General features: G+C 73.8%; 23 protein-coding genes. 4 read left to right on the forward strand and 19 right to left on the reverse strand.

Annotation, left to right across the window (positions count from 1 at the left end; genetic code table 11):
* Together AC3X7Z_RS01155 and AC3X7Z_RS01160 are read right to left on the reverse strand one after the other, a co-directional pair.
* A complete protein-coding gene (locus AC3X7Z_RS01155) occupies positions 1–339 on the reverse strand; it encodes a P-II family nitrogen regulator (RefSeq protein WP_489974727.1) in 339 nt (112 codons plus the stop codon).
* Positions 336–1,625, reverse strand: a complete 1,290-nt coding sequence (locus AC3X7Z_RS01160; protein WP_186340922.1) for an ammonium transporter — start codon at positions 1,623–1,625, stop codon at positions 336–338. Before AC3X7Z_RS01160 ends, AC3X7Z_RS01155 begins: the two co-directional genes overlap by 4 nt.
* A 233-nt stretch (positions 1,626–1,858) precedes the next feature.
* Here AC3X7Z_RS01160 and AC3X7Z_RS01165 point away from each other — a divergent pair, with 233 nt between their 5' ends.
* Together AC3X7Z_RS01165 and AC3X7Z_RS01170 are read left to right on the forward strand one after the other, a co-directional pair.
* A complete protein-coding gene (locus AC3X7Z_RS01165; protein WP_186340921.1) occupies positions 1,859–2,803 on the forward strand; it encodes a rhamnan synthesis F family protein in 945 nt (314 codons plus the stop codon).
* Entirely contained in the window at positions 2,793–5,783 is a 2,991-nt protein-coding gene (locus tag AC3X7Z_RS01170; protein WP_489974728.1) for a glycosyltransferase family protein, read from the forward strand. The genes AC3X7Z_RS01165 and AC3X7Z_RS01170 overlap by 11 nt, the downstream gene beginning before the upstream one ends.
* Positions 5,784–6,007: 224 nt before the next feature.
* Here the strand turns inward: AC3X7Z_RS01170 and ftsY are convergent, their stop codons facing one another.
* The 6 genes from ftsY to AC3X7Z_RS01200 form a co-directional block, all read right to left on the reverse strand.
* Entirely contained in the window at positions 6,008–7,171 is a 1,164-nt protein-coding gene (gene ftsY / locus AC3X7Z_RS01175) for a signal recognition particle-docking protein FtsY (RefSeq protein WP_489974729.1), read from the reverse strand.
* Between the two features lie 72 nt (positions 7,172–7,243).
* On the reverse strand, positions 7,244–7,420 hold the full coding sequence (locus tag AC3X7Z_RS01180) for a hypothetical protein (RefSeq protein ID WP_186340918.1): 177 nt from the start codon (positions 7,418–7,420) through the stop codon (positions 7,244–7,246).
* Between the two features lie 106 nt (positions 7,421–7,526).
* Complete coding sequence (locus tag AC3X7Z_RS01185) at positions 7,527–8,030, reverse strand: acyl-CoA thioesterase (protein WP_186340917.1); 504 nt, start codon at positions 8,028–8,030, stop codon at positions 7,527–7,529.
* Positions 8,027–11,581: a chromosome segregation protein SMC gene (gene smc / locus AC3X7Z_RS01190; RefSeq protein ID WP_489974730.1), complete on the reverse strand. Its 3,555-nt coding sequence runs from the start codon at positions 11,579–11,581 to the stop codon at positions 8,027–8,029. Before smc ends, AC3X7Z_RS01185 begins: the two co-directional genes overlap by 4 nt.
* A gap of 145 nt (positions 11,582–11,726) precedes the next feature.
* Positions 11,727–12,818 carry a pyridoxal-phosphate-dependent aminotransferase family protein gene (locus tag AC3X7Z_RS01195; protein WP_489974731.1) on the reverse strand — a complete coding sequence of 364 codons (1,092 nt, stop codon included), beginning with the start codon at positions 12,816–12,818 and terminating at the stop codon, positions 11,727–11,729.
* A 28-nt stretch (positions 12,819–12,846) separates the two neighbouring features.
* Complete coding sequence (locus AC3X7Z_RS01200) at positions 12,847–14,208, reverse strand: FAD-binding oxidoreductase (RefSeq protein ID WP_489974732.1); 1,362 nt, start codon at positions 14,206–14,208, stop codon at positions 12,847–12,849.
* Positions 14,209–14,296: 88 nt separating this feature from the next.
* On the opposite strand from AC3X7Z_RS01200, the gene AC3X7Z_RS01205 reads away from it, so the two are divergent.
* Entirely contained in the window at positions 14,297–15,556 is a 1,260-nt protein-coding gene (locus AC3X7Z_RS01205) for a class I SAM-dependent methyltransferase (RefSeq protein ID WP_489974733.1), read from the forward strand.
* 1 nt (position 15,557) lies between these two features.
* Here the strand turns inward: AC3X7Z_RS01205 and AC3X7Z_RS01210 are convergent, their stop codons facing one another.
* From AC3X7Z_RS01210 to AC3X7Z_RS01245, 8 genes are all read right to left on the reverse strand, one after another.
* Positions 15,558–16,802: an MFS transporter gene (locus tag AC3X7Z_RS01210; RefSeq protein ID WP_186340913.1), complete on the reverse strand. Its 1,245-nt coding sequence runs from the start codon at positions 16,800–16,802 to the stop codon at positions 15,558–15,560.
* A gap of 46 nt (positions 16,803–16,848) precedes the next feature.
* On the reverse strand, positions 16,849–17,043 hold the full coding sequence (locus AC3X7Z_RS01215; protein ID WP_186340912.1) for a hypothetical protein: 195 nt from the start codon (positions 17,041–17,043) through the stop codon (positions 16,849–16,851).
* A gap of 77 nt (positions 17,044–17,120) precedes the next feature.
* Complete coding sequence (gene mutM / locus AC3X7Z_RS01220) at positions 17,121–17,993, reverse strand: bifunctional DNA-formamidopyrimidine glycosylase/DNA-(apurinic or apyrimidinic site) lyase (protein WP_489974734.1); 873 nt, start codon at positions 17,991–17,993, stop codon at positions 17,121–17,123.
* A gap of 3 nt (positions 17,994–17,996) precedes the next feature.
* Entirely contained in the window at positions 17,997–18,761 is a 765-nt protein-coding gene (gene rnc / locus AC3X7Z_RS01225; protein ID WP_489974735.1) for a ribonuclease III, read from the reverse strand.
* Positions 18,716–18,901, reverse strand: coding sequence for a 50S ribosomal protein L32 (rpmF, locus tag AC3X7Z_RS01230; protein WP_056906555.1), 186 nt, complete (start codon positions 18,899–18,901; stop codon positions 18,716–18,718). Before rpmF ends, rnc begins: the two co-directional genes overlap by 46 nt.
* 52 nt (positions 18,902–18,953) lie before the next feature.
* Positions 18,954–19,553 (reverse strand): YceD family protein, encoded by a 600-nt coding sequence (locus AC3X7Z_RS01235; RefSeq protein WP_489974736.1) that lies wholly within the window; start codon positions 19,551–19,553, stop codon positions 18,954–18,956.
* Between the two features lie 113 nt (positions 19,554–19,666).
* On the reverse strand, positions 19,667–20,374 hold the full coding sequence (locus AC3X7Z_RS01240; RefSeq protein ID WP_489974737.1) for a response regulator: 708 nt from the start codon (positions 20,372–20,374) through the stop codon (positions 19,667–19,669).
* Positions 20,371–21,525, reverse strand: a complete 1,155-nt coding sequence (locus AC3X7Z_RS01245; protein ID WP_206054387.1) for a sensor histidine kinase — start codon at positions 21,523–21,525, stop codon at positions 20,371–20,373. The genes AC3X7Z_RS01240 and AC3X7Z_RS01245 overlap by 4 nt, the downstream gene beginning before the upstream one ends.
* Before the next feature lie 156 nt (positions 21,526–21,681).
* On the opposite strand from AC3X7Z_RS01245, the gene AC3X7Z_RS01250 reads away from it, so the two are divergent.
* Positions 21,682–22,350 carry a hypothetical protein gene (locus AC3X7Z_RS01250; protein WP_186340908.1) on the forward strand — a complete coding sequence of 223 codons (669 nt, stop codon included), beginning with the start codon at positions 21,682–21,684 and terminating at the stop codon, positions 22,348–22,350.
* A 26-nt stretch (positions 22,351–22,376) separates the two neighbouring features.
* Here the strand turns inward: AC3X7Z_RS01250 and coaD are convergent, their stop codons facing one another.
* Genes coaD through AC3X7Z_RS01265 form a run of 3 tightly spaced genes read right to left on the reverse strand, consistent with a single transcriptional unit; the run spans position 22,377 to position 25,705 of the window.
* A complete protein-coding gene (coaD, locus tag AC3X7Z_RS01255) occupies positions 22,377–22,865 on the reverse strand; it encodes a pantetheine-phosphate adenylyltransferase (protein ID WP_489974738.1) in 489 nt (162 codons plus the stop codon).
* A gap of 52 nt (positions 22,866–22,917) precedes the next feature.
* On the reverse strand, positions 22,918–23,487 hold the full coding sequence (gene rsmD / locus AC3X7Z_RS01260) for a 16S rRNA (guanine(966)-N(2))-methyltransferase RsmD (RefSeq protein ID WP_186340906.1): 570 nt from the start codon (positions 23,485–23,487) through the stop codon (positions 22,918–22,920).
* Positions 23,488–23,497: 10 nt separating this feature from the next.
* Complete coding sequence (locus AC3X7Z_RS01265) at positions 23,498–25,705, reverse strand: ATP-dependent DNA helicase RecG (protein ID WP_489974739.1); 2,208 nt, start codon at positions 25,703–25,705, stop codon at positions 23,498–23,500.
* Positions 25,706–25,712: the final 7 nt, after the last annotated feature.

The raw sequence follows: 25,712 nt of genomic DNA on the forward strand, positions 1-25,712 counted from the left end.
TCAGAGAGCGGACGCGTCCTGCTCGCCGGTCCGGACGCGGACGACGCTCTCGACCGGGCTCACCCAGACCTTGCCGTCGCCGATCCTGCCGGTCTGCGCGGTCTTGACGACGATCCCGACGACGTCCTCGGCGTCGGCGTCGTCGACCACGATCTCGATGCGGATCTTGGGCACGAGCGCGATGTCGTACTCCGCGCCCCGGTAGACCTCGGTGTGGCCCTTCTGGCGGCCGTAGCCGCTGACCTCGGACACCGTCATCCCGGCGACCCCGAAGGTCTCGAGGGCCTCGCGGACGTCCTCCCACTTGTGCGGCTTGATCACCGCGGTCACGAGCTTCATGCGCTTGCTCCTTCGGTCTTGGTGGTGGCGGCCGGGGCCGCGGTGGACGAGGCGAGGACACTGCTCGCGCCGCCGCTGGTGCCGCTGTGCAGGTCGTACGCCGACTCGCCGTGGGCGGCCAGGTCGATGCCGTTGACCTCGTCCTCCTCGTCGAGGCGCAGACCCATCGTGTACTTGATCGCGAGGGCGATGACCGCGGTCAGCACGCCGGAGTAGATGACCGCCACGACGACGCCCAGGGACTGGTCGGCCAGCGAGCCGAAGCCACCGCCGTAGAGGAGGCCGTCGATCCCGCCGGCGCCCTCGGCCGTGGAGAACACGCCGATCAGGACGGTGCCGATGATGCCGCCGACCAGGTGCACGCCGACCACGTCGAGCGAGTCGTCGTAGCCGAGCTTGTACTTCAGGCCGACGGCCCAGGCGCAGACGCCACCGGCGACGAGGCCGATCGCGACCGCACCGGAGAGGTTGACCGCACCGGCGGCGGGGGTGATCGCGACCAGGCCGGCGACGATGCCCGAGGCGGCACCGAGGGAGGTGGCCTTCTTGTGGATCAGGCGCTCGACGGCGAGCCAGCCGAGGATGGCCGCCATGGTGGCCAGCGTGGTGTTGGCGAAGGTGCGGCCGGTCTCGAGCGGGAACTGGGTCGCCGGGTCGTCGCCGAAGACGATCGAGCCGACGTTGAAGCCGTACCAGCCCATCCAGAGCAGGCCGGCGCCGAGCATGGTGAGCGTCAGGTTGTGCGGGCGCATCTGCTCGCGCGGCCAGCCGATCCGCTTGCCGAGCAGCACCACGAGCACGAGGGCCGCGACGCCGGCGTTGATGTGGACGGCGGTGCCGCCGGCGTAGTCCTGGGCGCCGATCCGACCGCAGATGAGCGAGTCGTCGGTGCAGCTGAAGACCATGTGGGCCATCGGGAAGTAGACGATGAGGGCCCACAGCGGCACGAAGACGACCCAGGCGGAGAACTTGAGCCGGTCGGCGACGGCGCCGCTGATCAGCGCGGCGGTGATGATCGCGAAGGTCATCTGGAACATCACGAAGATGTAGTCGCCGGTCGAGACACCGTCGAGCCAGAGCAGCTCGAAGGGGTTGGCGAAGAACGTGCCGTCACCTCCGAAGCCCATCGACCAGCCGACGGCGACGTAGAGGATGCCGACGATGGCGGCAGCCACGTAGGACATCATCATCATGTTGAGCACGGACTTCGAGCGCGACATGCCGCCGTAGAACAGCGCCAGCGCGGGCACCGTCATCATCAGGACGAAGGCAGTCGCCACCAGCATGAAGGCGTAATAGCCGTCCACAGGACCTCCAGGAGTTGAGCGCGTACGGAACGGGGTTGGTCACCCGGGCCATGACGCCGCTGTCATGCCGGTGCCCACGTGATGACCCGCAGCCTGCGCTGACGACGTTTCACCGGGCCGCGACGGATGTTGCGCGCACGCAACGGAATGGGTGCCCGTGTTACGGGTGTGTGAACGGATCGACGTCCGGCACCACCTTGTAGTGTTCGGCCGTGTCCAGACTGGCCGTGATGGCGCACTACGACGTCGCCGGGGAGCTGCGGCCCCACGTGCGGGGCCAGGTCGAGGCGCTGGCCGCGTCGGTCGACACGCTCCTGGTGTGCACCACGGCCAGCCTGCAGGACTCCGCGCGCGCCTGGCTCAGCGAGCGGTCCGTGCTCGTCGAGCGGGCCAACTACGGCTACGACTTCTTCAGCTACAAGGTCGGCCTCGACGCCGCCGGTGACCTCACGGCCTACGACGAGGTGGTGGTCTGCAACGACACCTACGTCTTCGCCCTCGACTCCTACGACCCGGTCTTCGACGAGATGGCCACGAGGCCGTGCGACTTCTGGGGCCTGACCGGGGCCGAGCGCGTCGCGCCGCACATCCAGTCGTTCTTCATCGCCTTCCGCCCGTGGGTGGTCGGCTCCCGGGCGTTCACGACGTTCTGGGAGGAGATGGAGCCGATCTCCAAGCGGCGCCAGGTCATCCGCCGCTACGAGGTGGGCATGTCGCGACGGCTCTACGACGCGGGGTTCGCCTCCGACACCTACTTCGTGGAGACGCCCGAGGACCGCCGCATCGCCCGCGAGCGGATGCGTTGGTGGGCCGCCCACCGCTCCCACTTCCCCCGCACCCGCGCCGAGATCCGGGAGTGGCGCGAGCGCGCCAACGAGCCGTGGAACCCCGCCCGCAGCCTCGCCGACCGGGTGCTCGACGACGCCCGCCTCCCCTACGTCAAGATCGACACCCTGCGCTACGACCCCTACAACCTCGACGCCCGGCGCCTGCTCGAGCTGTGCGAGCGCCGCTTCCCCCAGCGCTTCGAGGGGGTGCGCGAGTTCCTCGAGGAGACCGCCCAGTACTACCCGCTGCGCGACACCGAGCGGCTGCTGCCCACCCCGCTCGCCCTCGAGCCCCTCTTCCCGCGGGTGAGGTACTCCGATGCGCGGTGACCGCCGCCGGCACCAGGTGAGGCTCGACGACGCCGCCGACGTGATGGTCGACTCGGGCCTCGTCGACGTCGACTACGTCGCCGCCCAGCTCGGCACGACGTTCGACTCCCCCGCGGAGGCCGCGCGCGCGGTCGTCGAGGCGGGCGACGTCTCCCCCCACCCGCTCTTCGAGGCGCAGTGGATCGGGCGCCGCCGCTCGTGGCAGCGCGCCGGCCAGCACCCCGTGCTCTGGTACGTCTCCGAGCGCCGGCGCCGCAACCGGATCGCCCCGCACCCCCTGGTCGACCCGCGCATCGTCTTCGCCGCCTACCCCGAGGCCCGGCACCACCCCTACGGCGCGCTGTCCTACTGGCTGTCGGTCTCCGGGCCGGCCACCCCGCTGCCCACGCGCACCCTTCCCCGCAAGGTCTCCTGGTCCACCTACCGCGCGGCCGCCATCGCCGCCGCTGCCCAGTGGCGCGACGAGGTCGTGCGCGAGCGCCCCCCGCTGGTCGGGCCGACACCCGAGCTCCCGGCCCTGACGGGCGCCTCCCCCGCCGTGACCGTCGTGATGGCGGCCCAGGACGACGGGCCGCTGGTGCGTCGGACGGTGGCGTCGCTGCAGGCGCAGTCGTTCACCGACTGGCACCTCGTCGCGGTCGACCGGGGGTCCCTCGACGACACGGCGGCGGTGCTCCAGGGCGTGGCGGCCTTCGACGACCGGATCACGCTCGTGCGCGAGTCGCGGTGCAGCCGCGCCCGGGCGCTCAACGTGGCCCTCGAGCACGGCACCGCCGAGCACGTCGCCTTCCTCCCGCTCGGGCGCGAGTGGCTCCCCGACATGCTCCGCGACCTGCTCACCCACGCCCACGCGAGCGGCGCGGCCGCCGTGCTGGCCGGCGCCGGTGCCGTCGGCCGCTCGCGGCACGAGCTCCTCGCGGGACGCCCGGTCGACCTCGCCACCGCCCTGCTGCGGCGCGACGCCGTCAAGGACGTCGGGGGCTTCGACGAGGGCCTCGGCGGCGCGGTCGAGCGCGACCTGGTGCTCCGGCTCACCCGCGACCACGAGCCGCTCGCCGTCGACGTACCCGTGCTCCGGCGACCCGAGGCACCGCCGGCCGGCTTCGCCGACGACTGGGACTCCGCGGTCCTCGAGCGCCAGCTCGTCGACTGGGAGGAGGCCGCGGCGCGCGAGACCGACGAGGCGCTGGTCAGCCACGTCATGCCCGTCGGCCCGGAGCCTCGTCGCACCGTCGAGTGGCTGGGCTCGGTGCCGCGCGAGGGCTCCGAGCTCGTGCTCGTCGGCGTCCGCCTGCGCCGCGCGCACCACGTGCTGGCCGCGTCGATCGCCGCGGTCATCGCCGGGGCCCGCTTCGTCTCGGTCCCGGCCAACGTCTCGATGTCGGTGGCCACCAACGTCGGCATCTCCCAGGCCGCAGGCAGCACGGTGGTGCTGGTGCGGCCGGAGGCGATGCCCCCGCGGCGGCCGATCGCCGAGCGGCTCGCGGGCGTTCTCCGCGAGCCGGGGGTCGGGCTGGCGCAACCCCTGGTCGTCGACCTCGACGGCGTGATCCTCAGCGCCGGGGCACGCTTCGCTCCCGACAACCCCCACCCCGAGCTGTTCCTCGCCGGCCTGCCCACCAGCGACGCGTTGCGGATCGGCACGACCACGGTCGCAGCGCCCGCCGCGCCCCTGGTGGCGCTGCGCACCGCCAGTGCCGTGGCCCTGCGCGGGCTCGGGGCGCGGTTCCGCACGGTGCTCGCCGAGACCGACCTCGGGCTCCGCGTCGCGCGGGCCGGTCTGGGCCGCACGGTCCTCGTGCCCGACGCCGTGATCACCTCCCGCACCGCCTACGCCGACACCGAGGAGCTCATCGGCGCCCTGTCGTCGCTGCGCTCCACCGTGCTGGAGGTGCCGCCCCCGTCCCCCGACGACTCCCACGAGCAGCTGCGCACCGCCGGGCTCGAGGCGACCGACGAGCGCAACCGCCGGATCACCGCCGACCCCGACGACCCGGCCGCGCCCGCGGTGCTGGTGCCCGAGCTGGTGGTGCGCGCCGTCGAGGGCATCCGCGAGTCGCCCCCGCGCCTGCGGTGGGCCGTCGACATCGCCGCACCGGCCGCCCAGCGCGGCGACCGGTGGGGCGACACCTACTTCGCGCGGTCACTGGCCGACGCCCTCGAACGACGCGGCCAGCACGTCGCGATCGACCGGCGCGACGCCCGGCACCGCGACTCGCGCGACCACGACGACGTCCTGCTGGTGCTCCGCGGCCTCGACCGCGTGACGCCGCGGCCGGGGCTGCTCAACGTCGAGTGGATCATCAGCCACCCCGACATGATCACGCCCGACGAGGTGGCCGGCTTCGACCTCGTCTACGCCGCCAGCACCAGCTGGTCCGAGCGCGTGAGCCGCGAGTGGGGCACGCCCGTCACGCCGTTGCTCCAGTGCACCGACACGCGTTGGTTCCACCCCGACCGGGCCCAGCCCGACACCGGCCCGGCGCTGCTGTTCGTCGGCAACTCGCGCGGCATCTACCGCTATGCCGTGCGCAGCGCGCTGGCCATCGGAGCCGACCTCACCCTGCACGGCAACGACTGGACCGACTTCGTCGAACGCGACCAGATCGCCTCCGGCGGCATCGACAACCGGGAGGTCGGCGTGCTCTACGCCTCCGCCGGCATCGTGCTCAACGACCACCACCTCGACATGCGCCGCGACAGCTTCGCCTCCAACCGGCTCTTCGACGCGGCGGCGTGCGGGGCGAGGATCCTCAGCGACCGCATCGACGGGCTGGAGGAGATCTTCTCCGGCCTGGTGCTCCCCTTCGACAACGAGCACGAGCTGGCCCGCCTCGTGCAGCCGCCCTACGACGCCTTCCCCGACGACGCGACCCGTCGCGAGATCGCGATGCGCATCATCGCCGAGCACAGCTTCGACAAGCGCGCGGAGACGCTGATCGACGACGCCGTGCGGACCCTGCTCGCCCGGCGGCGCTGACCGTCGAGTCGGCGCATCCTGACGGCCCAGCCCGGTCGAGTCGGCCCGTCCTGACCGCCCAGCCCCGCGAGTCGGCCCGTCCTGACCGCCCAGACCCGTCGAGTCGGCCCGTCCTGACCGGTGCAGCGTCAGAACGCGCCCACTCGACCCCCCAACGGCGTCAGAACGCGCCCACTCGACCCCCCAACGGCGTCAGAACGCGCCCACTCGACCCCCCAGCGGCGTCAGCCGAGCAGCGCGTCGACGAAGGCCGCGGCGTCGAACGGGGCCATGTCGTCCGGGCCCTCGCCGAGGCCGACGAGCTTGACCGGAACGCCGAGCTCGCGCTGCACCTGCACCACGATGCCGCCCTTGGCGGAGCCGTCGAGCTTGGTGAGCACGATGCCGGTGACGTCGACGATCTCGCTGAAGACGCGGGCCTGGATGAGGCCGTTCTGCCCGGTGGTGGCGTCGAGGACGAGGAGCACCTCGGTGACCTCGGCCTGCTTCTCGATGACCCGCTTGATCTTGCCGAGCTCGTCCATCAGGCCGGCCTTGTTCTGCAGGCGGCCGGCGGTGTCGACGAGCACGGTGTCGACGCCGTTGTCGATGCCGTGCTTGACGGCCTCGAACGCCACGCTCGCCGGGTCGCCGCCCTCGGGTCCGCGGACCACCTCGACGCCCACCCGCTCGCCCCACGTGGCGAGCTGGTCGACGGCCGCCGCGCGGAACGTGTCGGCGGCACCGAGCGTGACCGACAGGTCCTCGGCGACGAGGATGCGGGCGATCTTGCCGACGGTCGTGGTCTTGCCGGCGCCGTTGACGCCGACGACCAGCACCACCCCGGGCTTGCCGTCCGTGCCGGTCACCTGCACCCGGCGGTCGAGGTCGGTGCCGACGAGCTCGATCAGCTCCTCGCGCAGCACCTCGCGGGCGTCGGGCGCCTGTCCGCCCTCGACCCGCAGCCGGGTGCGCAGCCGCTCCACGAGGGCCTGGGTGGGCGCGACGCCGACGTCGGCGGTGAGGAGGGTGTCCTCGATCGCCTCCCAGGTGTCCTCGTCGAGGCGGTCACGGCTGAGGAGGGCCAGGATGCCCTTGCCGAGCCCACCCTGGGAGCGGGACAGGCGCTGGCGCAGCCGCACCAGCCGCGACGCCGTGCTCTCGGGCTTCTCGACCGTCGGAGCGGCAGGAGCCTCCGGGGCTGCGGGGGCTGTCCTGTCGGCGGTGCCGACCGCGGGCTCGGGCGGCGCCTCGGTCGCGACGTCCGTCTCGGTCGGAGGCGGAGCGATGACGTCGGTGCCGCCGCTCGGGGGCGCCGACGTGCGCCGGCGTCCCGAGGTCAGCAGCGCGCCGAGCGTGAGGACGCCGACGACTGCGATGGCGATGATCAGATAGAGCCAGTCACCCATGGGCCCAATCCAACCACCCTCGTCCGGCGCCCCGGTCGGGCGGTGCGCCGCCGGCGTGGGACGCCGCGCGGCTCAGGAGCGCGACTCGGAGTCCTCGAGGGTGGGCAGCGAGTCGACGCCCTTGCGCATGGCGGTGCCGAGCTGGGGGGCGACCGGCAGCTTCTCGCCACGGTGGGGGTAGGCGACGTAGACCGCAACGGCGGCGGCGACGAGCACGCCGAGGGACATCATCAGGATGATCGCGAGCACGGGGGTTCCTCCGAGGTGGGGCCGGTCGGGTCCACTCCACCGTGACACACCGGGGCGGACCCTCCCGCATCGAGGTGGGCCGGGCGCGTCGCGGGCGTGGCGCGCCTCACGCGCCCGGTCGCAGGAGCGGCACGACCGCGGCGCGCACCACGTCGGGCACGGGCACCACGGGCCGGTCACCGGTGCCGCGCGCGTTGTCGACGTAGACGTGGACGAAGCGGCCCTCGGCCGCCGCCTCGTCCGAGGGCCCCTGGAACAGCCCGATGCGGTAGACGATCGAGCTGGTGCCGACCCTGTCGACGACCAGGCCCATCTCGATCGGCTCGGGGAAGCCGATCTCGCGGAAGTAGTGGCAGCCGGTCTCGGCGACCACGCCGATCTGGGGCAGCGCACGGACGTCGACGCCGGTGGCCTCGTAGAGGTGGGCGTTGACGGCCGTGTCGAACAGCTCGTAGTAGGTCGCGTTGTTGAGGTGGCCGTAGGCGTCGTCGTCGCGCCACCGCGTCGTCGCGGTGCGCCAGGCGACGTAGTCGGCGCGGGTCGGCCGGCGCCGACGCGTGCTGGCCCCTGCGACGCTCGCGGCGGGTTGCGCGCTCGACTGCTCGCTCATGCGCTCTCGGCGTCGCGCAGGCGCTGGCTGATGACGGCGGACACGCCGTCGCCGCGCATGGTCACGCCGTAGAGGGCGTCGCCGACCTCCATCGTGCGCTTCTGGTGGGTGATGACGAGCAGCTGGGAGTTCTCGCGCAGCTCCTCGTAGATCTCCAGCAGCCGCCCGAGGTTGGTGTCGTCGAGGGCCGCCTCGACCTCGTCGAGGATGTAGAACGGCGAGGGCCGGGCCTTGAACAGGGCGACCAGGAAGGCGACGGCGACCAGGGAGCGCTCGCCGCCGGAGAGCAGCGAGAGCCGCTTGACCTTCTTGCCCGCCGGGCGGGCCTCGACCTCGATGCCGGTGTTGAGCATGTCACCGGGGTCGGTGAGGACGAGCCGTCCCTCGCCGCCGGGGAACAGCCGGGCGAACGTCTGGTCGAAGGCCTTCTCCACGTCGGCGTAGGCCTCGGTGAAGACCTGCTCGACCCGGGTGTCGACCTCGCGCACGATGTCGAGGAGGTCCTTGCGGGTGCGCTTGAGGTCCTCGAGCTGCTCGGTGAGGAACTTGTGCCGCTCCTCCATCGCGGAGAACTCCTCCAGCGCGAGCGGGTTGACCCGGCCCAGCATCGACAGCGCCCGCTCCGCCGCGCGCAGCCGCTTGACCTGCTCCTCGCGGACGTAGGCCGTCGGCGCGGGCGGCTCCTCCCCCTCCGGCACCTCGCCGGTGAACGGGATCGGGGCGTCCGGGCCGTAGTCGGCGACCAGGCCGTCGGGGTCGAGCCCGAGCTCCTCCAGCGCGCGCTCCTCGAGCTGCTCGATGCGCATCCGCTGCTGGGTGCGGGCCATCTCGTCGCGGTGCACCGAGCTGACCAGTTCGTCGTGCTCGCGGGCGAGGTCGCGCAGCCGGGTGCGCACGGCCATGAGCTCCTGCTCGCTGCCCTGCCGCGACTCCTCCACTGCGGCCCGCTCGTCAGCGGCGAGCATGACCGAGCGCTCGAGCTGGTGCAGCACGACGCGCACGGCGGACGACACCGCCTCGGCGGCGCGTCCCTCGCGGATCAGCCGCTCGCGTCGCTCGGCGGCGCGGGCGCGGGACTCGCGCTCGGCCTGCGCGGCGCGGAGCAGGGAGTCGGCGCGGCCGTGCAGCGCGCGGGCACGCTCCTCGGCCGTGCGCAGCGCGAGCCGGGCGTCCATCTCGGCCTGACGGGCCTCGCGGGCGGCCTCGGCCAGCCGCTCGCGCTCGGTCGTGTCGGGCTCCTCGTCGGTGACGTCCTCGGCGGCGGCGAGGCGGGCCTCGAGGTCGACCAGTCCGGCCAACGCGGTCTCGCGGGCCTCGCGGGCCGCGGCGATCGCGCGCTCGAGCCGATCAGCCTCACCCTTGGCGGCCCGGGCCTGCGATCCGTACTGCCCGAGCTCCTCCGCGACCGCGGCGAGGGTCGCGTCGGACTCGTGCAGCTTGGCGAGCGCGACGTCGACGCGCTTGACGGCGTCGTGGCGCGCGGCCTCGAGCCGCGAGATCTCGAAGCCGAGGCGCTCGGCAGTCGCGGTCGCGTCGGCGAGGCGGGTGCCGGCCTCGTCGACGGCCGCCTGGATCTCGATCAGGCTCGGCTGGCTGGACGAGCCGCCGGCGGCGAAGTGCGTGCCGAGCAGGTCGCCGTCGCGGGTCACCGCGACGACCTCGGGGTGGTCGGCGACCAGGCGCCGGGCGGCCGCCAGGTCGTCGACGACGGCCACGCGGTCGAGGAGACGCACCAGCGCGGGACGCACGTCGTCGGGCGCGGCGACGACGTCGACGGCGTAGGTCGCGCCGTCGGGCAGGGCCGGCCAGTCGCGGTCGGTGGCGGGCGCGCCCCCGAGCAGCATCCCCGCGCGGCCGAGGTCGTCGGCCTTGAGGTGGCCGATCGCGTCGAGGGCCGACGCGGCGTCGGAGACCACGACGGCGTCGGCGGCGGAGCCGAGCGCGGCGGCCAGCGCCGTCTCGTAGCCCTGGTCGACGTCGAGGAGCGCGGCGACGGAGCCGAGGAGCCCACCCACCTCGTCGGTCGCGGCGAGCAGCGCCCCGGCGCCGTCCTTGCGGTTGAGCCCGAGCTCGAGCGCGTCGCGACGCGCGACCAGCCCGGTGCGCTCCCGCTCGGCCTCCTGGGCGTCCTCGCGGGCCCGGGCGAGCTGCTCGTCGATCTCGTCGAGGGCCGCCACGGCGTCCTCGTGCTCGGTGTCGAGGCCCTCCTCCCCGGCGTCGAGGCCCGCGACGCGGGTCTCGAGCGCGGTGAAGTCGCGCTGCGCGCGCTCGGCGCGGGCGACGGCGTCCTCCCGGGCCTCGGTGAGCCGTTGGATCTCCGCATCGGCCGCCTCGGAGCGCGACTTGAGCGCGTTGACCTGGCCGGTCAGCCGGGCCAGGCCCTCGCGGCGGTCGGCGGCGGCGCGCTGGAGGGCCGCGATGCGCTTGTCCTCGGCGACCGCGGCCTCCTCGGCCGCCCGCTTGGCGACGACGGCGGCGTCGAGGGCGGCCCGCTGCTGCTCGACCTGCTCGGCGATCTCCGCCTCCTGCCGGCGCACCCGCTCGGCCTGGGCCTCGAGGTCGTCGGGGTCGCGACCGGAGTCGACGCCGTCGCCCTCGCTCGCCCCGGCGGCGTTGCGGATCCGCTCGTCGGCCAGCGACGCGGTGCCGCGCAGTCGCTCCTTGAGCCCGGACAGGGCGAACCACGTCTCCTGCGCTGCGGCCAGGCGGGGCAGGTCGTCGCGCAGGGCCGCCTCGAGGCCGGCCTCCTTCTCGCGTCCGGCGGCGATCTCCGCCTCGACCTGCTCGCGCCGCTGCACCAGCAGCGTCTCGTCGGCCATCTCGGACTCGAGGGCGGTGCGGGCGCTGACGAGGTCGTCGGCCAGCAGGCGCGCGCGGGCGTCGCGCACGTCGGCCTGCACGGTCTGCGCCTGCCGCGCCACCTCGGCCTGCCGGCCGAGCGGCTTGAGCTGGCGGCGGATCTCGGAGAGCAGGTCGGCCAGGCGGGCGAGGTTGCCGTCGGTGGCGTCGAGCTTGCGGAGCGCCTTCTCCTTGCGCTTGCGGTGCTTGAGGACGCCGGCCGCCTCCTCGATGAAGCCGCGGCGGTCCTCGGGGGTGGCGTGCAGGATCGAGTCGAGCTGGCCCTGGCCGACGATGACGTGCATCTCGCGGCCGATGCCGGAGTCGCTCAGCAGCTCCTGCACGTCGAGCAGGCGGCAGCTGCTGCCGTTGATGGCGTACTCCGAGCCGCCGTTGCGGAACATCGTGCGGCTGATCGTGACCTCGGCGTAGTCGATCGGCAGAGCGCCGTCGGAGTTGTCGATGGTCAGCTGCACCTCGGCCCGCCCCAACGGCGGGCGCCCCGACGTGCCGGCGAAGATGACGTCCTCCATCTTGCCGCCGCGCAGGCTCTTGGCGCCCTGCTCGCCCATCACCCACGCGAGGGCGTCGACGACGTTGGACTTGCCGGAGCCGTTGGGGCCGACGATGCAGGTGATGCCCGGCTCGAGCTGCAGCGTCGTCGAGGAGGCGAAGGACTTGAACCCCTTGAGGGTCAGGCTCTTCAGGTACAACGCGGGCTCCTCACCGGATCAGACCGCTCCCACCGTCCTCGGGGAGGCTGAAGACTGGGGACGCTCAGCGCGGCTCACCCTACGGCACGGGCGCCCGCCGGAGCCGGTTGCACGCGGCGTGGCACGAGGCCCGTCAGGAGGCCGCTCAGCGACCCAGTACGTCCCGGAGCGCGGCCAGCACCAGCTGGACGGCGTCGGGGCGGGCGTTGCGGCCCATCAGCCCGATCCGCCACACGCTGGCGGCGTAGGCCCCCGCACCCGCGCCGATCTCGATGCCGTAGGTCTCGAGGAGCTGCGCGCGCACCGCGGCGGAGTCGACGCCCTCGGGCACCTTGACGGTCGTGAGCTCGGGCAGCCTGCTGCCCTCCTCGGCGAACAGCTCCAGGCCCAGGTCCTGCAGCCCCGCCTGCAGGGCGTCGCCTGCGGCCTGGTGCCGCGCCCAGACGGCCTCGAGGCCCTCCTCCAGGATCCGGGTCAGGCCACCGTGGAGGCTGGCGACCATCGCCGTGGGCGCGGTGTGGTGGTAGGTCCGCTGGCCGCCCCTGGACGCGGCCTCGCCGACGTAGCCGCCGAGCATGCCGAGGTCGAGGTACCACGAGCGCGGCGTCTCGACGCGGCGCTCGAAGGCGCGGTCGTTGATCGTGAACGGCGCGAGGCCGGGCGCCACGCCGAGGCACTTCTGGGTGCCGGCGTAGCCGATGTCGACCCCCCAGTCGTCGGCGCGCAGCTCGATGCCGCCGATCGAGGTCACGGCGTCGGCGAGCAGGAGGGCGTCGCCCTTGCCGGCGCCGAGCGCGGCGATGTCGGAGCGCGCGCCCGTCGAGGTCTCGGCGTGGACCGCGGCGATGATCGCCGGCGAGTCGTGCGCCGACAGGACGCGGTCGACGTCGACCGGCTGCCCCCACTCGTGCTCGACCGCCACGACCTCGGCCCCGCACCGCGCGGCGACGTCCGTCATCCGCTGGCCGAAGAGGCCGTTGACCGCCACCACGACGACGTCGCCGGGGTGGACGGTGTTGACGAACGCCGCCTCCATGCCGGCCGAGCCCGTGGCGCTGAGCGGCAGCGTGCGGGCGTTGTCGGTGCCCCAGACGGTGCGGAGCATGTCGCAGGTCTCGTCCATGATCCGGAGGAACTCGGGGTCGAGGTGGCCCAGCAGCGGCTCGGCGAGCGCGCGGGTGGCCTCGGGGTAGGGGTTGGACGGGCCGGGGCCGAAGAGGTGCCGCTCGCGGATCATGGGACCGACCGTAGCGAAGCTCCGGTGCTCACAGCACCGCCCCGGGGTTGAGGATGCCGGCCGGGTCGAGGGCGTCCTTGATCCGCCGGGTCAGGGCCATCACGTCCTCGCCGAGCTGGTCGGGGAGCGCCGACTTCTTCGTGCGTCCGACGCCGTGCTCGCCGGTGATCGTGCCGCCGAGCGCGATCGCCGCCTGCAGGATGTCGTCGAAGGCGGCGCGTGCCCGACGCTCCGAGGCGGGGTCGGCCGGGTCGTAGACGATGATCGGGTGGGTGTTGCCGTCGCCAGCGTGGGCGACGGTCGGGATCTCGACGTCGTGGAGCGCGGCGATCCCGGCGACCGCGGCCAGCAGGTCGGGGAGCAGTGGCACCGCGGCCCCGACGTCCTCGAGCAGCAGCGCACCGCGCGCCTCGATCGCCGGGAAGGCCATCCGCCGCGCCTCGACGAACATCTCCCCCTCGGCCGGGTCGTCGGTGAGCACGACCTCGCTCGCCCCTGCGGCGACGCAGGCCGCCTCCACGACCGCGATCTCGGCCACCCGGGCCTCCCCCGGCGCGTCGGACTGGACGAGGAGCAGGGCGCCCGCGGTGCGGTCCAGGCCGCGCGGGGCGTGGTCCTCGACCGCGTTGATCGTGGCCCGGTCCATCAGCTCCATCATCGAGGGCCGCAGCGTGCGGCGCACGGCGACGACGGCCTCGGCAGCGGCGACGACCGAGGGGAACGACGCCACCAGCGTCGCGGGTGGCAGCGGCACCGGCACCAGCCGCAGGATCGCCCGGGTGACGATGCCGAGCGTGCCCTCGGAGCCGACGAAGAGCTTGAGCAGCGACAGGCCCGCGACGTCCTTGATCCGTTTCCCGCCCAGGGTGATCAGCGTGCCGTCGGCGAGGACGACGTCGAGGCCCAGGACGTAGTCGGTGGTGACGCCGTACTTCACGCAGCACAGACCACCGGCGTTGGTCGCGACGTTGCCGCCGATCGAGCAGATCTCGAAGGACGACGGGTCGGGCGGGTACCAGAGCCCGTGCTCGCGCGAGGCGGCCTTGACCTCCGCGTTGAGCGCGCCGGGCTCCACGACGGCGACCTGGCAGTCGGTGTCGATCTCGACGCCGCGCATCCGCTCCAGGCTGAGCACGATCCCGCCGTCGACGGCGCTGGCCCCGCCCGACAGTCCGGACCCAGCGCCGCGCGGCACGACCGGGACACCGTGGCCGGCCGCCCAGCGCACCGCGGCCTGCACCTGGGCGGCGTCCTCGGCGCGCACCACGGCGAGCGGCGTGCCGGCGCCGACGTCGCGTGACCAGTCGTAGCGGTAGGTGTCGAGTGTCGCCGGGTCGGTCGCGACGACACCCGCCGGCAGCGAGCGGACTAGACCGGGGAGTGCTTCCATCCGACCATCGAACCACTCGTCGCGCGCGAGAGGACCGGATCGAGCCTCGACGCGCATCGGTCCGCGGGCAGCCCCTAGGCTCCCCGGCATGAGCGAGATCACGTACGACGACTCGACGGCCGAGCGAGCCGCCGCGTCGGACGCTCCGCCGCGGGCAGCACCTGACGTCCCGCCGGACGCCCCGCAGCTCGACATCCTGACGTTGCGGCGGTCGTTGCTCCTGGCCGACGTCGACCTCGGCGCCGGACGCAGCCTGGAGGTCGGTCCGCTCGCCGCTGCGATCATCACCCGCGACATGGCCGACGTGCGCTACGTCGACGTGGTGGACCGCGACGGCCTGGTCGCGCACTACGGCACCGACCCGTCCGTCGACATCGAGCTGATCCCCGACATCGACTTCTGGCTCACGCGCGAGGACGGCTCGGTCGGCACGCTCGCCGAGGCCGTGGCGCCGGCCGCTCCCTTCCACCACGTGCTGGCCAGCCACGTCATCGAGCACGTGCCCGACATGATCGGGTGGCTGCACGACGTGGCGGACGTGCTCGTCGACGGCGGCGACCTCCTGCTCGCCGTGCCGGACATGCGGTTCTGCTTCGACGTGCGGCGCTCGCCCGCGACCGTGGGACAGGTCGTCCAGGCCCACCTCGACGGCGACCGCATCCCGTCCTACCGAGCCGTCTACGACCACGCTCGCACCGCCGTGCACTTCCCCGCCCACGAGGCGTGGGCAGGGGCGTGGCCGGAGCAGCGGACCAACCCGATGTCCACGGTCCGCCCCGCCGTCGAGCGCCAGCAGCGAGGCGACTACGTCGACAGCCACGTGTGGCCGATGACGCCGGTGCGGTTCACCGACATCGTCGCCGACCTCCTCGAGCTCGGGCTGGTCGACTTCGCGGTGGAGCGGGTCACCGCGACGCTTCCCGGACACCTCGAGTTCTACGTCACCCTGCGCCGCCTCCCGCGCGAGGGACGGAACGAGGCCGTCGCGACGGCGCTCGCGCAGCTCGCCACGATCCGCGACGCGTTGCCCGACGAGGAGCGGACCTGGCCGCACCAGGTGCGCGAGCGCGAGCTGGTCGCGCTCAACGACGACCTCCAGCGCCGTCTCGCGCGCGCGGAGGAGCAGGTCGCCGAGCTGGTCGGCGTCCGTGACAGCGCACGTGCCCAGCGCGACCGTGTGCGTGCGCGGCTCGAGAAGACCCAGGCCAGGCTCGCGAAGACCCAGGCCAGGCTCCAGCGAGCGCGCTCCCGCGGCGATCGGCTCGCGGCGAGCCTGGAGAAGGAGCGGAGCCGGTGGACCGCGCGGCTGTCGCGTCGCCTGAGGCGCCTGGCCCGGGTCGATCGCTGAGTCAGGCGGCGGCTGCGGCGACCTCGTCGTTGTGGGCGATGTGTCCCAGCGAGCGCCACACGAGCGCGAGCGTCACGCCCGAGCCCACGAAGGCGAACCACCACGGCGCGGTCAGCCCCCACGCGCCGGCGATGAGCCCGCCGAGCAGCGAGCCGAGGAGCATGCCGCCCATCACGCAGATCATGTAGACCGAGCCGACGCGGCCCTGCAGCTCGGCCGGCACCGCGCGCTGGCGGACCGCCTGCGACAACGTGCCCCAGACGAAGGCGTACGCCCCGAAGAAGAGCATCAGGGGGTACGCCGCCCACGGCGAGGTGGTGAGCGCCATGGCGAGGTGGAAGACGACCTCCGCCAGCAGCACCGCCCGCATGAGCGTGGCCAGCGGCACCAGCCGCTCGAGGCGTCCGTAGGAGAAGGTGGCCAGCAGGCCGCCGATCGCCGAGGACGTGGTGAGCAGGCCGAAGCCCGCCTCGCCGATCCCCACCCGCTCCAGCGCCCACAGCACCAGGACCGACCACGGGGCCGCCCAGGTGACGTTGAAGACGACGATGATGATCGCCAGCGTGCGCACCGGCGGGTTGCCCACCAGCCAGCGCACCCCGTCGGCGATGTCCTGCCGGAGGTGGGTGTCGACGTCGCCGCGGACCGCCCCCGGAGGGGTGCCGATGCGCGAGACGAGCACCACGCCCACGACGATGCAGGCGACCGTGACGGCGAACGGCCAGACCATGCCCACCGAGAACAGCAGCGCGCCGACGGCCGGACCGACGAGCTGGTTGCCCGTGATCATGCCGGCCATCAGCCGCGAGTTCGCGATGCCGAGGTCGCTCTTGTCCACCAGCATCGGGGTCAGCGTGCCGGCGGTGGCGTCGACGAAGGTCTCGGCCGTGCCGAGCGCGAGCAGGGCCGCGAGCACGAGGGCGATGTTGACGTGGCCGGTCGCGATGACGACGCACAGCCCGGCCAGGACGAGTCCGCGCACCGAGTTGGCGACCATCATCACCAGCCGCCGGTCGAGCCGGTCGGCCAGCGCGCCGGCGAACAGCCCCACCAGCAGCCACGGTGCCTGGAGGGCGATCATGGCGGACGCGACCAGGATCGGGTTGCGGGTCTGCGACGCGACCAGCAGCGGGCCAGCCGCGATGAGCGCCCCGTCGCCGAGGTTGGTCACCCAGGACGACCCGACGAGCCACCGGAAGCCCGTCCCGAGGCGCGCCGGGAAGACGGTCTCGACGATGCGACTCACAAGCAGGTGAGCCTACGGGGGCGGCACCGCCCGCGCACCGCGGTTTTCAGGCGGGCTGGAGGTCCTCGACGACGCGCTCGCCGACCAGGGCCGCCGCGGCCAGCCGGTCGTTGTCGGCCTCCAGCCGCAGCACCAGTGCCTCCAGGTCGGCGACCCTGCGGCGGAGCCGATGGTTCTCGGCGGCGAGGACGGACGTGGTCCGCACGTCGCTGTGCACATGACCCAACAGCGCCTTGGCCATGGGGAGCCTTTCGAAAGGTCGAGTCGTCCGGCCGACGTTCCGGCCGTCTCCTAGAGTCCCACCGCGCGGGGCACCGGTCAATGCGCCCGGGCGCTCCGGGCACGGGGCGGTCGCTGGCACCGCGGGCAGAAGAACGACGACCGGTTCATGAACGAGATCCGGCGGATCGGCGTGCCGCAGCGCCGGCACGGCTCGCCCTCGCGCCCGTAGGCGTCGAGGGAGCGGTCGAAGTAGCCGGACTCGCCGTTGACGTTGACGTAGAGGGCGTCGAAGGACGTGCCCCCCTGCGCCAGCGCCTCGCCCATCACCTCGCGCACGTAGCCGAGCAGGTCGCGCAGCACCGTGCCGGTGAGCCGGGCCCCCGGCCGCTCGCCGTGCAGGCGGGCGCGCCACAGGGCCTCGTCGGCGTAGATGTTGCCGACGCCGGAGACCAATCCCTGGTCGAGCAGCAGCCGCTTGATCGCGGACGTGCGACGGCGCGCGCGCCGGACGAACTCGTCGTCGTCGAACTCGGGGTCGATCGGGTCGCGGGCGATGTGCGCGATCTCGGTCGGCAGCTGCGCCCCGCCGGCCGAGACGACCAGCCCGCCGAACATCCGCTGGTCGACGAAGCGCATCTCGAGTGGCCGCCCGTCGGCGGCGGCGAGACGGAAGCGGACCCGCAGGTGGCGCTCGTCGAGCGCGCCCGGCTCGTGGAGGAGCATCTGCCCGCTCATGCCGAGGTGGCCCAGGAGCGCGTCGTCGTTGTCGAGCGCGAGCCAGAAGTACTTGCCGCGGCGGCGGACGGCCTCGATGCGCCGGCCCCGCAGGGCGGCGACGAACCCGGTCGACCCGCGGTGGTCACGACGGACGGGCCGCGGGTGGAGCACCTCGACGGCGTCGATGCGAGCCCCCACGACGTGGCGCTCGAGGCCAGCCCGGACGACCTCGACCTCGGGGAGCTCGGGCACGGCTCAGGCGTCGGCGCCGGCCGGCTCGGCCATGCGGCCCGCGGGGTCGGCCGCCTTGATCTCGCGGTAGGCGGTCTCGGCGGCGCCCTGCTCGGCCTCCTTCTTGGAGCGGCCGGTGCCGTTGCCGAGGACCTGCTCGCCCACGCGTACGCGGGCCACGAAGGTCTTCATGTGGTCGGGGCCGTCGTCCTCGATGAGGTACTCGGGCACGCCGAGGCCCCGGTCGGCGGCGAGCTCCTGCAGGGAGGTCTTCCAGTCCAGGCCCGCGCCCATCGACGCCGCGGCCTCCATGACCGGGTCGAAGAGCAGGTGGACGACCTTGGCGGCCTCGTCGATGCCACCGCTGAGGTGGATCGCGCCGATGACCGCCTCGACGGTGTCGGAGAGGATGGAGGCCTTGTCGCGGCCGCCGGTGGTCTCCTCGCCGCGCCCCAGCTTGATGTGCTCGCCCAGCCCGATCTGGCGGGCGACGTCGGCCAGGGCGCGCGCGTTGACCACCGCGGCACGCAGCTTGGCCAGCCGGCCCTCCGAGAAGTCGGGGTGGGCGCGGTAGAGCGACTCGGTGACCACGACCCCGAGGACGGAGTCACCGAGGAACTCCAGTCGCTCGTTGGTCGGGATCTGGCCGTTCTCGTAGGCGTACGAGCGGTGCGTCAGGGCACGCTGCAGCAGCTCGGGATCCAGGACCGGATCACCGAGCGCTGCGCGGAGCTCGTCGCTGGTCAGAGGACCTGGCGACGGTCGGCCCGGGCGCCGTACTGGCCGCACTGGCCGCACGCACGGTGCGGGAGGTGCTTGGCGCCGCAGGCGGGGTTGGCGCACGTGACGAGGGTCGGCGCGACGGCCTTCCACTGCGAACGGCGGTGACGCGTGTTGCTGCGCGACATCTTCCGCTTCGGAACAGCCATGGTGGTCTCCTGTTGCTTGCGTTGCTCTGCCGGGGATTCCCGGCGAGATGGTTCAGTCCTGGGGGTGGTGCTGGGGGTCGTGCTCGCTGTCCTGCTCGGTCTGCGCCAGCTGCTGGAGCCCGGCCCAGCGGGGGTCGATCGGCGCGTCGTGCGTGTGGTCCGGGTCGTCCGCGAGCCGGGCACCGCACTCGGTGCACAACCCGGGGCAATCGTCCATGCACAGCGGCTGGAAGGGTAGTGCGAGCACCACCGCGTCCCGCAGCAGGGGCTCGAGGTCGAGCAGGTCGTCCTCGAGCCGGCTGGTCTCGTCGTCGAGGTCGCGGTCGTCGTGCTCCGCGGCCCTGTCGTGCTGGTCGGGGTAGACGTAGAGCTCCTGCAGCGTCACGTGGACCTCGTCCTCGATCGGCTCCAGGCAGCGTACGCACTCCCCCTCGAGCGCGGCCGTGGCCGTGCCCGTGAGCAGCACGCCCTCCATGACCGCCTCGAGTCGCAGGTCGAGCTCGACCGGCGATCCCTCGGGGACACGGAGGACTTCGATGCCAAGCTGTGCCGGCGCCGGAACGGAGAGCTCGAGCTCACGCTGGGACCCCGGACGGCGCCCGAGCTCGCGTGTATCGAGCACGAGCGGCGACCTCGGGTCCAGGCTGCTCACGTCGAACTCCCACATCTGGACACCAACACAACCTCGGAATCGTATCCGCCGCCCCACCGGCGGGGCAAAACGAGTGACACGCGACGAGTCTGGTGCGGCCCCGGACGAGGGTCTCACGGCCGGGGGCCGCCGCCCGCGTCGCCGGGGGCGACGAGGCCGGACTCGTAGGCGAGCACGACGACCTGGGTGCGGTCGCGCAGCCCGTGGCGCACGAGCACCTCGCTGAGGTAGCCCTTGACCGTCGACTCGGCCAGGTGCAGCCGCGCAGCCACCTCGGCGTTGGACAGCCCGCGCGCGACGAGGCGCACGACGTCGGCCTGGCGCGGCGTCAGGCCGAGCGAGGAGCCGTCGCCGACCGGAGGACGCGCGAGGTGCTGCTCGACGAGCCGGCGCGTGACGTCGGGGGCCAGCAGGGTGTCGCCGGCGTGGACGGCGCGTACGGCCGCCCAGAGCTGCTCGCGGCGCACGCTCTTGAGCAGGAAGCCGCTCGCACCCTCGCGCAGCGCCGCGGCCACGACCGCGTCGTCGTGCACGGTGGTGAGCACCAGGACGCGGGAGGCCAGGCCCGCACCGACGATCCGCCGGGTCGCCCCGACCCCGTCGAGCCGCGGCATCCGGACGTCCATCAGCACGACGTCGGGCAGCAACGCCTGCGCCGCGGCGACCGCCTCCTCACCGTCGGCGGCCGTGCCGACGACGTCGAGATCGGGTGCCGCGGCGACGATGGCCACCAGCCCGTCGCGCACGAGCGTCTCGTCCTCGGCGACGACCACCCGCAGCGGCGCGGGGGGCGGCGCGGAGGGCAGCGCGGGCGCGCTCACCGGGCCCCGTCCCGCTCGGGCGCGGTGGCCCGACGCTCGCGCGCGAGAGGCAGCCGCGCCTCGACCACGAACCCGCCCTCGCGCGGACCGGCAGCCAGCTCGCCGCCGAGCGCCTCCACGCGCTCGCGGAGGCCGGCCAGGCCGCGCCCGCTCCCGCCGTACGACGACGCGTGCCGCCGGCCGGTGCTGTCGACCACGACCCGCAGCTCCTCGGCGACGACGTCGATGCGCACCTCGGCCAGCTCGCCGCTGGAGTGCCTCAGGGCGTTGGTGAGGCCCTCCTGCACCACGCGGTGCACGCAGCGCCCGACGTCGGGCGGCAGCACCGGGAGCGGCGCGAGGTCGGTGCGCACCGCGAGCCCGGCGGCCCGCACGCCGGCCGCGAGCGCCTCCAGCGAGCCGGGGCCCAGGTCGTCCGGCGCGGCGCCGGTCTCGTCCTCGGTGGACAGCAGCCCCAGCAGGCGGTGCAGCTCCTCGAGCGCCTCGCGGCTGACGTCACCGATGGCCAGCAGCGACCTCCGGGCCGCCGCGGGATCGCCCTCGGCGACGGTCGCCCCCGCCTCGGCCTGCACTGCGATGAGCGTCACGGCGTGCGCCACCACGTCGTGCAGCTCGCGGGCGATCCGCGCGCGCTCGCGCTGGACCGCTGCGGCAGTGGCCTCGCGCTGCTCGCGCTCGAGCTCGTCGATGCGGCGTTGTCGTCGCCCCACGGCCAGGCCGAGCGCCGCCGGCACGGCGAGGAAGAGCATGAGGGTGGGCAGGATGTTGACCGGCGAGTCGGACGGGTCCAGCGCGATGGCCATCGCCAGGGCCATCGCGAGGAGCACCCCGCCGACGACGCCGTCACGACGCGTCGCGTAGGCCGCGAGCGAGTACGACGCCACCACGGTGGCGAGCAGGACGCCCACCTCGTCGGGCGACTCGAGCGCCACCGACTCGACCGCGAGACCGACCGAGACCGCCGTCGCCGTGCCCAGCGGGTGGCGGCGCCGGAACGCGAGCGCGCCGCACGTCGCCACGGCCAGCGCGGCGCGGGCCGGCGCGTGGTCGGCCTGCGACACCAGCAGGGTCTCGACGGCCGCACCCAGGGCGAGCAGCGCCGCGAGCGCGACGTCGCCACCGCTCGTGTGTCGCCCCGGGCACCTCACCACAGGCACGACGCTACTGCCGCGACGAGGCGTCCGGCCCCGTCCACAGGAGGGTGCGGACCCGCCCGCAGGAGGGTCGGGTCGGTCGTCGCGAGGGTGCCGAGGGCCCCGCGGCCGTTCCTAGCGTCGGAGCCCCACGCACCCGACCAGGAGGAAGCCATGTCCACCACCACCCTCGCCACGCACGACGCGCCCGCTCCCCCGCGGCCCGACGCCCCCTCACGATCGTGGTGGCTGCTGCTCAGCGGCTTCCTGCTGGTCGCCGTCAGCGAGGTCGTCGCGCCGCACCAGGCGATGTCGGCCGCGGACGACCCGCAGGCACGGGCCGCGTTCGTGGTCGCGCACGAGGGGCCGTTGCTCGTCAGCTACGTGATGTCGTTCCTCGCGGCGCCGGTGATCGGCGCCCTCTTCGTCCGGCTCGGCTGCCTGCCCGACGGCCGCGGGCGGGTGGTCGGCAGGATCGCGGCGGGCCTCGGGCTCCTCGGGACGGCCGGCCTGGCCGGGCTGCGGACCGCGGAGCTGATCGCGCGCGACCTCTACCTCGTCGACCCCGGTACGGCACCGGTGATGGAACGCATCGGCGAGTCCGGCGCCGCGGGTGGCGTCACGTTCCTGGCCCTGATCCCGGGCTTGATGCTCGGCCTGCTGCTGCTGGCGTGCGCCGGCGCGCGGGCGGGCTGGGTCGGGTGGTGGGTCGTGCTGCCGGCACTCGCCGCCGTGGTCTGCGACTTCCTGCCCTTCGCGTGGAAGACCGTGGCGTTCGGCGTGCTCGCCTCGATCACCTGCGGCGTGCTGATCGCCGGCGCGGCGCGACGCGCACGGTCGTGAGACCGGCGCCGGCCGGCGCGCGGGGGCTAGGCCTGCGCGCGCTCGGCGAGGCGGGCGAGGAGGCGAGCGTGCACGGCGTCGGGCACGAAGCCGCGCACGTCGCCGCCGAGCGCCGCGACCTCCTTGATCAGGCTGGAGGAGACGAACGCGTTGCCGACCGCACCGGGCAGGAAGACCGTCTCCACCGCGGTGAGGTGGGAGTTCATCTGGGCCATCGGCAGCTCGTACTCGTAGTCACCGGCCCCGCGCAGGCCCTTGACGATGGCGACCGCCTCGATCTCGCGGCAGAAGTCGACGATGAGGCCGTCCAACCCGGCGACGCGCACGTTGGCGATGCCGGCGGTGGCCTCCTCGAGCATCGCGATGCGCTCGTCGGGGGTGAAGAGCCGGTTCTTGCTCATGTTGGTGCCGACGGCGACGACGACCTCGTCGAAGAGGGTGGCGGCGCGCCCGACGATGTCGAGGTGGCCGTTGGTCACCGGGTCGAAGGACCCGGGGCAGACAGCGCGACGCACGGGCGTCCTTCCTTCGCAGGGACGGCTCTGCTCCCGCGGGTGGTCGGCGGGCTCAGGGGGCCACGGTGGCGTGACCGTACCAAAGGGCGGTCTCGCCGTAGCGGCGCGTGCGGTCCTCCTCGATGCCCGGCGGCCAGGTCAGCACCGTGCGCTTCGCGGCCCGCTCGACCACCACCAGGGCGCCCGGCACGAGCCAGCCCTGCGCGACCAGCGCGACCAGGTCGGCGTCGACCGCGGCGTCGGGGGTCGGGTAGGGCGGGTCGGAGAACACCACGTCGTAGGGCGCCGCGGGGGGCGAGGCGAGGAACGCCGCGACCGATGCCGCCACCACCCGGGCGCGCGAGAAGCCGAGGGTGGCCGCGTTGCGGGAGATCAGGGCGGCCGTGCGGCGGTCCTGCTCGACCATGGTCACCACGCCCGCGCCCCGCGACCACGCCTCGAGGCCCACGGCGCCGGAGCCGGCGTACAGGTCGAGGAACCGCAGCCCGTCGAGCGACCCGGTGCGCGACTCGATCGCCGAGAACAGGGCCTCGCGCACCCGGTCACTCGTCGGACGGGTCGTCTGGCCGCGAGGCGTCTCAAGCCGTCGACCTCCGGCCGTTCCCCCGATGATGCGAGTCATGTCCCCGTGCTCAGCCCTTCTCCATGAATCCCGACACCGCCGAGAGCTCGACCTCGGCAACCGCGGCGGCCAGGTCGGGCGCCTGCCCGAGCGCGAAGTCCTCGGAGAGTAGCGCCTCCGCGGCCTCGCGGGCCCGGACGATCGTCTTCTCGTCGCGGAGTACCCGAAGTGTGACGAGGCTGGAGTGGAAGCCCGACTGGTTGGCGCCGAGCACGTCGCCCTCGCGCCGCTGCTCGAGGTCGACGCGGCTCAGCTCGAAGCCGTCCGTGGTCGAGGCGACGGCGTCGAGGCGCTCGCGCGCCGGGCTGCCGGCGTCGGCGTGCGAGACGAGCAGGCACAGCCCGGGCAGGCCGCCACGACCGACCCGGCCGCGCAGCTGGTGGAGCTGGGAGACGCCGAACCGGTCGGCGTCGAGGAGCACCATCGTGGTGGCGTTGTGGACGTCGACGCCGACCTCGATGACCGTCGTGGACACCAGGACGTCGATCTCCCCGGCGGCGAAGGCGCGCATCGTGCGGTCCTTGTCGTCGGGCGCCATCCGCCCGTGCAGGACGGCGGTGCGGAGCCCGGCGAGAGCGCCGGCCGCCAGCTCGGCGTGGACCTCCTCGACCGCCGCGAGCGACCGCTTGGGCGCGATCTCGGCCCCCTCGTCGTCGAAGTCGAGCTGGTCGGTCTCGCCCTCCTCCCCCGCGTCGCCGGAGATGCGGGGGCACACCACGTACGCCTGGTGCCCCTGCTCGACCTCCTCACGCACCCGCTGCCACACCCGCTCGATCCAGGTGGGCTGCTCGGCCAGCGGCACGACGTTGGTCTGGATCGGCGCGCGGCCCGCGGGCAGCTCGGCGAGGACGGACGTCTCGAGGTCGCCGAAGACCGTCATCGCGACCGTGCGCGGGATCGGCGTCGCCGTCATCACGAGCACGTGCGGAGGCGAGCCGGCCTTGTCGGTCAGCGCCGCGCGCTGCTCCACGCCGAAGCGGTGCTGCTCGTCGACCACCACGAGGCCGAGGTCGGCGAACTCCACCCGGTCCTCGAGCAGCGCGTGGGTGCCGATGACGATGCCGGCCTCGCCGGTCACGATCCGCAGCATCGCCTCCTGGCGGGCCGCCTTGCCCATCGAGCCGGTGAGCATCACGACCTGGGTGGCGCGCGGGTCGCCGCCGAGCATGCCGCCCTGGGCGAGGTCGCCGAGCATGGCGGAGACGGAGCGGTGGTGCTGCTGGGCCAGGACCTCGGTCGGGGCGAGGAGGGCGGCCTGTCCCCCGGCGTCGACCACCTGGAGCATCGCGCGCAGGGCGACCAGGGTCTTGCCCGAGCCCACCTCGCCCTGGAGCAGGCGGTTCATCGGGTGGTCGCGGCCGAGCTCCTCGGCGACGAGGTCGCCGATCTCGCGCTGACCGCCGGTGAGCTCGAACGGCAGCCGCTCGTCGAAGGCGGCCAGCAACCCGTCGCCGCGGCGCACGCGGGCCCGCGCGCCCTGGGCCCGGTGGGCGGCGCGCCGGCGGGCGAGGACGAGCTGGAGCACCAGCGCCTCCTCGAAGCGGAACCGCTTCTGCGCGGCGCCGACCTGCGTCCAGTCGTCCGGGGCGTGGATCCAGCGCAGCGCCTGCATCACGTCGAGCACGCCGAAGCGCTCGCGCAGCTCGGGAGTCAGCACGTCCGGGACGTCGGTGACGAGGTCGAGCGCCGTCGCCACGACCTTCTGGATGTCCCAGGTGTAGAGCTTGGCGGTCAGCGGATAGACCGGCATCAGCTTGCTCAACCGCGGTGCGTCCGGGCCGTCGAGCGCGAACCCGTGGGGCTGCTCGAGCTGCCAGCTGCCGCGGAACTGCTTGGCCCTGCCGGTGAAGACGGCCCGCGCCCCGGGGCGGAACTCGGCCTCGTGGCGCTCGACCATGGTGGCGTAGGGGCTGAACAGGGTGACGGAGAAGTCGGGGCCGTCGGTCCGCAGCCGCACCGTCGTCCGGAACTGGCGGCGGTTGCCGCTGAAGAAGGACGCGCTCTCGCACGAGCGCACCTCCCCCACGATCGTGAGCTGGTCGCCGACGACGGGCGTGGCGACCTCCGAGAGCTCGGTGGCCGCGACGTAGCGGCGCGGGAAGTGGCGCAGCAGGTCGCCGACCGTCTCGAGCCCGAGGCCCTCCTCGGCCAGCTTGCGCTTCTTGTGGTGGTTGCCGAACACCGCCCCGATGGGGCTGTCCGGGGTGATCGCGACCATGCGTGAA

The organism is Nocardioides sp. Z24_21 (genome assembly GCF_058134345.1).